Annotated in this window: 5 protein-coding genes; 2 read left to right on the top strand and 3 right to left on the bottom strand. The window is 62.9% G+C overall.

The genetic code is table 11. The annotated features are described in order from the left end of the window. Nucleotides 1–89: 89 nt before the first annotated feature. A complete protein-coding gene (pdeR, locus tag PPGU16_RS19785) occupies nucleotides 90–2,093 on the bottom strand; it encodes a cyclic di-GMP phosphodiesterase (protein WP_180724473.1) in 2,004 nt (667 codons plus the stop codon). A 390-nt stretch (nucleotides 2,094–2,483) separates the two neighbouring features. Between pdeR and treA the strand changes: the two genes are divergently transcribed. Then, nucleotides 2,484–4,121: an alpha,alpha-trehalase TreA gene (gene treA, locus PPGU16_RS19780; protein WP_180725141.1), complete on the top strand. Its 1,638-nt coding sequence runs from the start codon at nucleotides 2,484–2,486 to the stop codon at nucleotides 4,119–4,121. An 841-nt stretch (nucleotides 4,122–4,962) separates the two neighbouring features. Here treA and PPGU16_RS19775 read toward each other — a convergent pair. Further along, entirely contained in the window at nucleotides 4,963–9,408 is a 4,446-nt protein-coding gene (locus PPGU16_RS19775; protein WP_243460637.1) for a DEAD/DEAH box helicase, read from the bottom strand. A gap of 450 nt (nucleotides 9,409–9,858) precedes the next feature. Here PPGU16_RS19775 and PPGU16_RS19770 point away from each other — a divergent pair, with 450 nt between their 5' ends. Further along, a complete protein-coding gene (locus PPGU16_RS19770; protein ID WP_180724472.1) occupies nucleotides 9,859–10,914 on the top strand; it encodes an aldo/keto reductase in 1,056 nt (351 codons plus the stop codon). A 42-nt stretch (nucleotides 10,915–10,956) separates the two neighbouring features. Here the strand turns inward: PPGU16_RS19770 and pelG are convergent, their stop codons facing one another. Beyond that, entirely contained in the window at nucleotides 10,957–12,327 is a 1,371-nt protein-coding gene (gene pelG / locus PPGU16_RS19765) for an exopolysaccharide Pel transporter PelG (RefSeq protein ID WP_180724471.1), read from the bottom strand. Between the last annotated feature and the right edge of the window lie 7 nt (nucleotides 12,328–12,334).

Here is a 12,334-nt window from a genome sequence, read left to right as displayed (position 1 = left end):
AAGGCATCAAGCAGCATGCATTACCCAGTAGTCAGCCGTAGCAACGGCCAGGCGGGAGATCCCGGCGATCCAGCGAACTTTTCGGGGGTTCAGGCGATCAAGCGGATCTTCTGCCTGTCATGCAGCCAGCGCTCGAATTCGGCTGCGGGCATCGGCCTGCCGTACAGAAAACCCTGTACGTATTCGACGCCCAGTCCCTTCATGAACAGCTCTTCCGATTCCGTCTCGATCCCTTCCGCCACCACCTTCAGTTGCAGCGCTTGCGCGACGGCCACCATCGAGCGCACCAGCGCCTGAGATTTCCTGTCCGCGTTGATCGAACTCACGAAGCTGCGGTCCAGCTTGATCACGTCGAGCGGAATGCGCCCAAGCTGCGACAGCGACGAATAGCCGGTGCCGAAATCGTCCAGATGGACCTGCGCGCCGAGATCGCGGAATTGCGTAATCAGGTCGATCGCGGCCGCTTCGTCTTCGATCAGGCAGCTTTCCGTCAGCTCGATGTCGAGCAGGCAAGGATCGAGTTGCGCGCGCTGCAGGGCCTCCGTGAAATGCGACACCACGGCCGTATCCACCAGTTGCCGCGCCGACACGTTGATCGCCACGCGCAGCGACAGCCCGCGCGCCTTCCATTGCGCGGCCTGTTCGGCCGCCGTTTGCATCACCCAACGGCCAAGCGGCCCGATCAGCCCCGACTCTTCCGCGTAGCGGATGAACGCGGCGGGCATGATCTGCCCGCGCTCCGGCGAATTCCAGCGCACCAGCGCCTCCACGCCGTACACGGTGCCCGTGGCCAGCGAGAGCTTCGGCTGATAGTGCAGCGTCAGCTGGCCTTCTTCGAGGCCGCGCCGCAGATTCGTATCGAGCCACATGTACTCGGCGACCTTGCGGTTCATCTCCGGCGAGAACACGCGATACGTGCGCTTGCCGTCGTCCTTGGCCACGTACATGGCGGTGTCGGCGGCGCGGATCAGCGCTTCGAGGCTGTCGCCATGTTCGGGGAACATCGCAATGCCGATCGAGCAGCCGGTGTAGACCTCGACCAGCCCGAGGCTGAATGGCACGCGCAGCCGCTCCAGAATGCGCTGCGCCATCGCTTCCATCGACGCCACCGACGCAACCGGCGACAGCACGATGAACTCGTCGCCGCCCAGGCGCGCGAGCGTGTCCTCGTCGGCAAGACACTCGCGCACGGCCGACGACACGTCCTGGATCAGCCGGTCGCCGAACACGTGGCCGTAGTGGTCGTTGACCTTCTTGAAATTGTCGAGATCGAGAAACAGGATGCCGACGGATTCGCCCGCCGCCGCGCTGGCGATGGCCGCGCGCGTCTTGTCGTGAATCGCGTTGCGGTTGGGCAGGCCCGTCAGCGAATCGGTGTTGGCCAGTTCCGACAGACGTTCCTGCGCGCGGCGTTCCTCGGTGATGTCGGTGCCCGAGCAGATCAGAAACTGTTCGTCGACGCCGCTCCCGCTCATCACGAATTTGTTGCGAAAGAGGAAAAGCCGCTCGCCGTGCACGGTGCGCACGCGCCGCTCGACTTCGTACGCGACGCCCTGATTGAAGAAGCCCGAAATGTTCTGGCTCGACGCCGCGCCCGCTTCCGACGACATGAAGAGCGCCCACACACTGCGCCCGACCACGTCTTCTTCCTTCATGCCCGTGAGTTCTTCGGCGAGCCGGTTGAAGCGCTGGATGCGGCCGTTCTTGTCGACGATCACGACGACGGAATTGACTTCCGACACGACCTGCTCGGCGAATGACAGCCCATGCACCAGATCGCGCGCGACGGACTCGGTGTCTTCGTAGCCGGAAGCCGTGCCCGCCCAGGTGCTGCTGTTGAGCTTCTTGCCGACCAGATGCAGACGCAGCGCTTCGCCGAACAGGCGCACGTCCATGGTGAGATGCGAGGTGACGCCCGTGAGCCTGCGAATCTGCGCGGCCTGCGCACCCGACAGGGCAATGGCGACCGTGGCTGTGTCGTCATCCGTTTCGGGCGTCAGTTCGAGCGCATTGCTGTCGCTCGACAGCCGCCAGCAGGGGCTGCTCGTTCCGAACCGGGCGAAAAGCACCTGATCGTGTTGATCGTCGTTCATGAAGGGTCCCCGGGCAAAAAGTTGCCTCCAGTCGAGCTCCGAATACGAGTACAGCACGCGGCGGCGAAGAGTCTTATCGATGACTGATTTGCTTCATTGTAACGAAGCGGCCGGACGTACGGCTCCGAATTGATTAACGACCTTTGAATCAGCTTTCTTTAATCAGAAAGCATAGAAAAAAAGATGCTTTTCAGGGATCGGTTCCGCAAACGTTCACGCGCGATTGCGCACGTACGTGCTCCTATGCGATGCTCGCGTGGCAATCAAAAAGCGCGACGGCAGACCAGACCGGTTGTCCACCTTTCCGAGGAGGGAGACATGAGTACGCTGTCGTCTGTTCGTAGCAGGACTGTCAGTACACATCCATCAACCGCAGTTCTTTTTGACCCGATGCAATGCGCGGCGCCATCAAGCTCGCCGCCTCTGCGCAAGCGATCCGCCGCGCGTGCAGTCGCGTTTTCAAGCTTTGTGCTGCTGGCAGGTTTCGCGCGCGTGGCGAGCGCCGATACGCAGTTGGGCGGCACGTTGCCGCCGCCGCCCGACAAGTTGTATGGCGACCTGTTCGTCGCTGTGCAGACCCGGCAGATCTATCCCGACCAGAAGACCTTCGTCGACGCGTTGCCGAAAGCGGACCCCGCAACGATCCTCCAGGCCTACGAAACGCAGAAGAACCAGCCGAATTTCTCGCTGAAAACTTTCGTCGACCAGTACTTCATACCGCCTTCGGAGCCCGTGATCACGCCGCCGCCGAACCAGTCGCTGCGCGATCACATCAACTGGCTGTGGCCCGAACTCACGCGCACGACGACGACCGCGCCGCCGTACAGTTCGCTGATTCCGATGCCCAAGCCGTACGTCGTGCCCGGCGGGCGCTTTCGCGAAGGCTATTACTGGGACACGTATTTCACGATGCTCGGCTTGCAGGAGTCGGGACATGAAGATCTCGTCGACAACATGCTCGACAACTTCGCGTACATGATCGACACGTATGGCCACATTCCGAACGGCAACCGGACCTACTATCTGAGCCGCTCGCAGCCGCCGTTCTTCTCGTACATGGTGGAGCTTGCCGCAAAGGTCGAAGGGGGGCGCGTCTATCAGAAGTATTTGCCGGCCATGCGCAAGGAATACGCGTACTGGATGCAGGGCGCGTCGACGACGAAGCCTGGCGACGCAACGCGCAACGTCGTGGTGCTACCGGACAAAACGGTGCTGAACCGTTATTGGGACGAACTCGACACGCCGCGCGACGAGTCGTATCTCGAAGACGTGCAGACGGCGCAGAAAGCCACCGGGCGGGCGCCTAACGAGGTGTACCGCGATCTGCGCGCGACGGCGGAAAGCGGCTGGGATTTCAGTTCGCGCTGGTTCGGCGACAACATGAATCTAACGACCGTTCGCACTACTTCGATCATCCCTGTCGATCTGAACAGCCTGATGTTCCATCTCGAGACGACCATTGCGCGCGGTTGTTCGGAGACGCGGGATTTTAGTTGCGTCGTGCAGTTCATCGGTAAGGCGGCGAAACGTGCCGAGGGCATCAACCGGTATCTGTGGAATAGCAAGGGATACTACGGCGATTACGACTGGAAGCTCGCGAAGTCGCGCGACAACCAGACGCCCGCGATGCTGTATCCGTTGTTCGCGGGTGCTGCGTGGCCTGATCGCGCGCACAAGACGGCGAATGTGGTTGCGGGTGTGTTGCTCAAGCCGGGCGGTCTCACCACGTCGACTTACGACACGACCCAGCAGTGGGATGCGCCGAATGGCTGGGCGCCGTTGCATTGGCTCGCGATTGAAGGGTTGCGGCGTTATGGGCGCAGTGATCTTGCGCAGCAGATTGGTACGCGGTTTCTTGCGGATGTTAAGAATGTTTACTCGAAGGAGCAGAAGTTGGTGGAGAAATATGTGGTTGAAGGATCGGGGACTGGAGGCGGTGGTGGCGGTGAGTATCCGTTGCAGGATGGCTTTGGGTGGACTAATGGCGTGACGTTGAAGTTGCTCGATCTGTACGCCCCAGGCGAGTGATAGCGTAGTCGATGCGGGTGGGCGTGGTTTGGTGTTCGGGGCTTTTGCGCCGGCATCCGCGGTTTGCCTTCGTGCTTCAGGCGTCGCGGTTTGGTGTTTTGGCCTTTGCGCTGGCGTCCGCGTGATTTTATTGGTCCGCTAGCGTTGCCCCTGTGCGGGGCGGCACCTACTTTTCTTTGCCGCCGCAAAGAAAAGTAGGCAAAAGAAAGCGGCTCACACCGCCAGCACGTGTTCTTATCCACGGGCCCCCGCGTCCCCGTGCTTCACACCGCAGTGCCCTGGTCGGTGCTCGTTGCCAACGCTTTGAATGAATGCCTCACCCGCGTCAAGCACCCGTACAACGGCCAGCGACAGCGATTGGTATGTGCTGCCCAGGTGGCAAACTGTGTGTAGGTTGTCGCGTCGTAAAGCCTGGCGCGCTTACAGGGTGGAACGCGTGCGCTATCTGTCCGAAGTGAGGCGTGTGAGCTACTTCGACCTACACACAGTTTGCCACCTGGGCGGCTGTGGAATAACTGGCACGGCGTGCTGTAGTTCGGGCGCGTGAACGGGGTGAGGCGTACAGGGAGAACGTTGGCAACGAGCGCAAACCAGGGCGTCGCCGTGTGAAGCATAAGAACCTGTGGGGGCCCTCAGGCAAACACAAGGATTGGCGGTGTGAGCCGCTTTCTTTTGCCTACTTTTCTTTGCGGCGGCAAAGAAAAGTAGGTGCCGCCCCGCACAGGGGCAACGCTTGAGGCAAGCATAACAAAATGCGGATGCCAGCGAAAACGCAAACCGCGGATGCGAGCGAAAGCAAACCCAAACCCCATTCAATACCGCCGCGCGAGCCGCATTCTCATCACCTGCTTGATCTCGCCATCGACATCATCGGGCAGATTAAACTCGCCGGCAACGAGCGACGCAACGGGCACACCATCCCGATACAGCACGCGGTTCCCTGCAACAGCAGGCACCTTGTCCCCGGCAGCAACGTGCCGACCAGATTCAACGGGTCCGTACCCGCGACACACACAAAAGCACCATCATCCGCATGGCGACGCACCTCCCGCAACAGCGGAATCGCCTCTGGCAACGCAAACTGCTCCCCCGCCAGACCATTGACGAAGCGTCCGCCCCGCACCTGACCGCGTGCTTCCAGCCGCTGATACACACGCAGCAGATCGCGCCACGGCGGCAGCCATTCGGCTTCCCGCTCGAGCAACCGCCAGAACACGACGCCAAAGCGCCGCAACAACGCCATCGCAACATGCTCGATCACGTCGGGCGCGAACGAAGTCGAAGAACGCCGGGAAGAAGAGGGCGCAGGTTCTTCGGCCACAGCGGCAACCGGCCGCCGCAACAGCGCCCATCGCCCCGCATCGTCCATGCCGCCGATCAGCGCGCCCGCGCCGCGCGGACGGCGGCTCGGAAAATACGACGCGTTGCGTTTCGCGACGGGTTTCAGCAGCGCACGCAAACCCGCGAAGCTGTCCGAATTGACGAGGCCCGCCGCGACCAGTTCGCCGAGCGCGTTTTCGAGTTCGACGCGCAGCAGATGAACATCGCCCGATAACTCGTCGAAGAACATCGCGCCGTGCTGCGTCAACGTATCGAACACCAGTTGCGCTTTCGGCGACAACTCCGGCTGTTTCGACGTGTCGAGCAGCGCGGTCCACACGGGCAGCGCACGGCGCGGCAACAGCACGATGGGCGTGCTGCGCACCGGCCCGCTTGCGCCGCGCGCGCGATCCGTGAGCCGTGTCCAGACGATCTTGCCGGAACGGCACAGCTCGTCGAGCGAGGTGATCGAATAGTCCTTCAGCCGCGCAGGCAAAATGTCTTCTTCCCATGCGCTCGCAGCCGCCTGAAAACCTTCGAGCTGATCGAGCACGGCGGCGAGCGCATCCCGTCCTTCGCCGCGCGTATCGGGTGTGAGGCGCTGCCACGCGAACAGGAAGCGCATGAAGTCGTGCCGCTCGACAGGCTCGATCTCGCGCCGCAAGCGCCGCACCGTATAACGATGGATGCGCGCGAGCAGATGCCGCTCGCACCACTCTTCATCCGTGGTGCCCGGTGTGAAGCGGCCGCGCATCACATAGCCTTCCGCTTCGAGCCGCGTGAGCGCCAGTGCAACCGTCGAAGCAGGCAGCGCCAGCGCGCGTGCGATCGACGCAAGCGGCAGCGGCCCGAATCCCGTCAGCCGGGCACGCACCACGTCGACGAGCGCGTCGTCTTCTGTCCAGGGTTCGTCGAAACCCTTAGGCGCGCGGATCGTCGGCTTGATTTGCGCCTGCGGATAAATCGCCCGCAGGCACGTCAGACGTTCGGCGGGCAGCCACAGCGCGTCGTGTTGCGCGATCTGCATCCGCGCAGCGTGGCCCGTTTTCGCGAGTTCTGCGAGCCACGCGGGCCAGTTTTCGTTGCGCTGCGCCTCGGCTTCCGTGATGCACGCAAGGCCCATCAGCGCTTCGTGCATCTCGTCGGTGTTGCGCGCTTGCGGCCACGCTTCTTCGCCGACGCTTGCAATCGCGTCGGCATCGAGTGCGCCGAGATCGTCGGCGGAGTCGGGGCCGCTCGTGTAGCGTCGATTCAACACGGCCTGCGTGCGGCGCTCTTCGATTGGCGCGTCGTCGAGAAACGCGTACGGCTTGGCCGTGAGGATTTCCGCGGCGAGCGGCGACGGCGCAGGCAGATCGCGGCTCACCAGCGCGATTTGCCCGCTTTCGATCCGGCGCAGCAGCGCAAGCCAGCCATCCGTGTCCATCGCCTCGTGCAGGCAGTCGTCGAGCGTCTGATCGACGAGGGGATGACTCGGCAATTCGCGCTCGCCCGCGATGTTTTCGAGGCATGCGGCCTGATCGGGGAATACGGTTGCGAGCAGATCGTCGCTGCGCATGCGTTGCAACGGCGGCGGTGTCTTGCGGCCACCCGTGTAGCGCGGCAACGCGAGCGCCGTCGTCGCGTTCCAGCGCCAGCGCACGCCGAACAGCGGTGCGTCGAGCAGCGCCTGGACCAACACGTGTTCGGCTGTCGCCGAACGCAGATAGCGCCACACTTCATCGAGCGCGAAGCTGTGCGCGCCCGTCAGCGACAGCACGATCGCGTCTTCCGTCGCGGCCGCCTGCAACTCGAAATTGAACGTGCGGCAAAAGCGCTTGCGCAGCGCAAGGCCCCACGCGCGATTGACGCGGCTGCCGAACGGCGTATGAATCACGAGCTGTGTGCCGCCCGATTCATCGAAAAAACGCTCCATCACGAGCGTGTCTTGCGTCGGCAGCGCGCCGAGGGCCTGGCGGGCGCGCGCCAGATATTCGACGATTTGCCGCGCGGCTGCCTCGGGTAGCTGAGTCTGCTCAACCAGCCACGCAATAGCGGGTTCGAGATCGAGCGTGACCGTGGCCGCCTGCTCGGCGACGGTCGCAACGCCGTCGTGTGAATCGGAAAATGCATCGGTATCCGAAGCAATCGGTGAAGCGGTCTTCGCGACGGCGAGCCGCCGCTCGATCTCCGCGCGCAGCCGCGCGACGCCCGCCGATAGTTCATCGCTGCGCCCCGGCGCCTCGCCGAGCCAGAACGGAATGTTCGGCGGCTGGCCTTGCGCATCTTCGACCCGCACGCGGCCGCTTTCGACACGCATGATCCGGTACGACGCGTTGCCAAGCTGGAACACATCGCCTGCAAGGCTTTCGACGGCGAAGTCTTCATTGACCGTGCCGATATTGAGCCCTTGCGGTTCGAGCACCACCGTGTAATCGGCGTTTTCCGGAATCGTGCCGCCCGATGTCACCGCATAGAGCTGCGCGCCGCGCCGTCCGCGCAACGTGCCGTTGACGGCGTCGCGATGCACATACGCGGCGCGCGGGCCGTGACGGCTCGTGTAGCCCTCGGCGAGCATGCGCAGCACGGCGTCGAACTGCTCGCGTTCGAGCGCGGCATACGGCGCGGCGTGACGGAAGCGTTCGAACAGCGCGTCCTCGCTCCATTCGGCGTTGCAGACTTCGGCGACGATCTGCTGCGCAAGCACGTCGAGCGGCGCGCGCGGAATGTGCAGCAGATCAAGCTCGCCACGCCGCACGCAATCGAGCAGCGCCGCGCATTCGATCAGATCGTCGCGCGAAGCGGGGAACAGCCGCCCCTTCGGCATGCCACCCACATGGTGGCCCGAGCGTCCGACGCGTTGCAGAAACGGCGCGATCGCGCGCGGCGAGCCCATCTGGCAGACCAGATCGACGTCGCCGATATCGATGCCCAGTTCCAGCGATGCCGTCGCGATCAGCACGCGCAGCTCGCCGCGCTTCAAACGCTGCTCCGCGTCGAGGCGATGTTCCTTCGCGAGGCTGCCGTGATGCGCAGCGACGGCGTCCTTGCCGAGGCGCTCGGTCAGATGCCGCGCGACGCGCTCGGCCATGCGCCGCGTGTTGACGAACACGAGCGTGGTGCGGTGTAGCGCGACCAGTTCGGCGAGTCGGTTGTAGACGAGCTCCCACGCTTCGTTCGACATCACCGCTTCGAGCGGTACGGGCGGAATTTCCAGCGCGAGATCTCGCGCACGCACATGGCCGACATCGACGATCGCGCAGTCGGCGGGTTCGTCGCTGTCGACACGCGCGCCGCCGACCAGAAACCGCGCGACGGCTTCGATCTGCTTTTGCGTCGCCGACAGGCCGATGCGTGGCAGGCGCCGGCCGCACAGCGCATCGAGCCGTTCGAGCGACAGCGCGAGATGGCTGCCGCGCTTGCCGCCCGCCATCGCGTGGATTTCATCGACGATCACCGTGCGGACCGTCGCGAGCATCTTGCGGCCCGACGCCGAGCCGAGCAGCACGTACAGCGATTCGGGCGTCGTGACGAGAATATGCGGCGCGCGCTTTTTCAGCGCGGCGCGTTCCTGTTGTGTCGTATCGCCGGTGCGCACGGCGGTGCGAATCTCGGGGACGGGCAACCCGCGTTCGGCGAGTTCGTTCGCAATGCCTTCGAGCGGCGTCTGCAGATTGACGCGGATATCGTTCGACAGCGCCTTGAGGGGCGAGACGTAAACCACCAGCGTTTCGTCCGGCAATGCGCCGCCGTGCGCGAGCCCGTCGCGCACGAGTTCGTCGAGCGCGGCGAGAAACGCGGTCAGCGTCTTGCCCGAACCTGTCGGCGCGGCGACGAGCGTGTGCCGGCCATTGCGGATCAATGGCCATGCGGCGGCCTGCGCGTCCGTGGGCGCGGCAAAGGTTTTCTGGAACCAGCCCGCCACGGCCGGATGGAAATCGGCCAGCGGGTCGGCCAGCCCGAAGGCGGCGGAAGAGACGGAAGTCATGAGGTCGAAGATGGGGGCGGGGCGCCGCATATCCAGTGCGGTGTGGCACGCCCGTAAAACCGTTAGACCCGTTCAGTCTCGCAGGTTTCGTGGGGGCGTGCCGAGGTTGCGATCGGGTGTTCGATCGGGCACGCTATAACGCAACTACCGGTCACCCACTCTCCGAACACGCCTGCAGTGCCGGTGATGATGCATAGATGCGCGCTCATCTCATCGGTCTATAGAACATGACGCCGATCCTACATGAGCCGACGCGCGGCATGACGGAAGAAATGCGCTCGTGTGCTGAATGAAATTGTCATGAAAGGGTTATCGAAAGGCCCGGCAAGTATCCATGCGCGGATTGCACGGACGGTTGTAAAAGCCATGGCAACGCACCAGCAACATCGCCGCGCATTGAGTATTCTGATCGACTCAGCACCGCTTCATCACTCACGTGGAGTCTCGAACATGCGATACAACCAGCTTGGCCGCACTGGCGTTTTCGTTTCGGAACTATGCCTCGGCACGATGACCTTCGGCGGCACGGGTGGCATCTGGCAGCACATCGGCGATCTGCAGCAGAGTGACGCCGAACGTCTGATCGGCCGCGCGATCGACGCGGGCATCAATTTCATCGATACGGCCGACGTCTATTCGTCCGGCGTCTCGGAGCAGATCACCGGGCAGGCGCTGAAGAACCTGAAAGTGCCGCGCGACAGCGTGGTCGTCGCGACGAAAGTATTCGGCCAGACCGGCGACTTCCCGAATGCGCGCGGCGCGTCGCGCTACCACATCATGGACGGCATCAAGGCGAGCCTGCAGCGCATGCAGCTCGATCACGTCGATCTGTATCAGATCCACGGCTTTGATCCCGTCACGCCGATCGAGGAGACGCTGCGCGCACTCGATACGCTCGTGCAGCACGGCCACGTGCGCTATATCGGCGTATCGAACTGGGCCGCGTGGCAGATCGCGAAGGCGCTAGGCATTTCGGAGCGCCTTGGTCTCGCGCGCTTCGATACGTTGCAGGCGTATTACACGATCGCGGGCCGCGACCTCGAGCGCGAACTGGTGCCGATGCTGCAAAGCGAAGGCCTGGGCCTGATGGTATGGAGTCCGCTCGCGGGCGGTTTGTTGAGCGGCAAATACAAGCGCGACGAGCAGGGCGAAGCAGGCAGTCGCCGCACGACATTCGACTTCCCGCCCGTCAACCGCGATCGCGCATTCGATTGCGTCGACGCGATGCGCGCCATTGCCGACGCGAAGGGCGTCTCGGTCGCGCAGATCGCGCTCGCGTGGCTGCTGCATCAACGGTCGGTGATGAGCGTGATCGTCGGCGCGAAGCGCGTCGAGCAACTCGACGACAACATCGCTGCGACGAAGGTCGAACTGAGCAAGGAAGAACTGGCGAAGCTCGACGAAGTGAGCCGTTTGCCGTCCGAGTATCCGGGCTGGATGCTGGAGCGGCAAGGCGAGCCGCGCCGTCAGCAGATTGCAGGAACGCGCTTTGGCGGCGAAGTGTGAGCGAAGGGTGCATCGCGCGGCGTGGCAAGCCACGCCGCGTTTTTATTGCAGCATGAACGTCTCATACTCGAGCGAGTCGAGCTTGCGGTCGAGCAGATAAAGACTCGCAAGCACGACGAGCAGCAGCGACCCTGCAAACCCATAACCGTAAAAAGCAGGGTTCAGCGATAGCGTAATAGCCGTCAATACCACGTTCGAAGCGACGAACGTACCCACCAGCAACAGCACGATCTTGCGCTTGTCGAGATAGAAGAACACGTTGATCGTGCCCATGAACACGACCTGCATACTGGCCGCGATCACGTCGATATACAGCAGCGGCAGATACAGCGTCGATATCTGCAGCCATTGCAGCAGGATCGTCCCCGCCGCGAACAGCATCATCGCGGCGATCGCCTGCACCTTCATGATTTCCCAGATGCCGTTGCGCAACGCCTCGACCATCGCATTGCGCATGCGCTCGATATGCTGCAGCGACGCGCCTTCGCGCACGGCATCGTAAAACGCGTCGTAGTATTCGACGAAATCCGTTTCGATGCGCATCAGAAATACGGCCATACCGGGAATGATCGCGAGATACGCGAGAAACACAGGGATGTCATAGATGATCGATGCGCGCAGCGGACCGATCACAGCTTGCCCGGTGCCCGGCGAATACCAGAACATGAACTTGTCGGCCCAGATGCCGAGGTTATACAGCAGGCCCGTCAGCATCAGCGAAGGGTAACGATACTGCTTGCGGAACATTTCGAACGAGATGAAATGGTCGCTGCGATAGTCGCGATAGATCAGCGCGAGCAGGCCCATCAGCAGCACCGTCTGTCCGACCACGAAGCCCGACAGCAAGCCCGTCAGGCCGAACCGGTTCAACGAGAGCGCCGCGCCCGTCGTCACCGCATAGCCGATGAAGAACACGACGATGATCGACATGTATTGCTTCATGCCCGACAGAAAGATCGTCGCGATCCAGATATTGCCCATCACGACAAAGCCCGCGAGCATCAGCAGGCGATACGCAGCCGTCTGCTGCGGAAAAAGAAAGACAACAGCAAGCCCCCCTAGCACAGTCGACGCCACCGTGACGATGAACATCACCGCATGAAAATTCGGCAGCACGAGATCGCGGCGCTTTTCGAACAAGCGGTCGGACGTGAAGCGCGTGTACGCGAGCTGCAACGGCCCCGTCAACACCAGCGACAGCGAAATCAGATACGTGACCGACACCTGGAACTGCGTGATCAACCCGGTGGGCAGCACGAACGGAATGCTGAGCACACCGATCAGCAGAATGCCCACGATCGACAGCACCCACGGTCCCGCGCCGATCAGACCCGCGTACGTATAAGCCTGCATGAGCCCCAGCAGCGTGTTGCGCCGGAGCATCTTGCGCAGTTCGAAGCCAATCCCCGCCATGGTCGCG

Origin of the sequence: Paraburkholderia largidicola, assembly GCF_013426895.1 — a bacterium.
GTDB classification, from domain to species: Bacteria; Pseudomonadota; Gammaproteobacteria; order Burkholderiales; family Burkholderiaceae; genus Paraburkholderia; species Paraburkholderia largidicola.
Note: the sequence above shows the minus strand (reverse complement) of the source record. Positions and strands in the feature narration are given on the sequence as shown.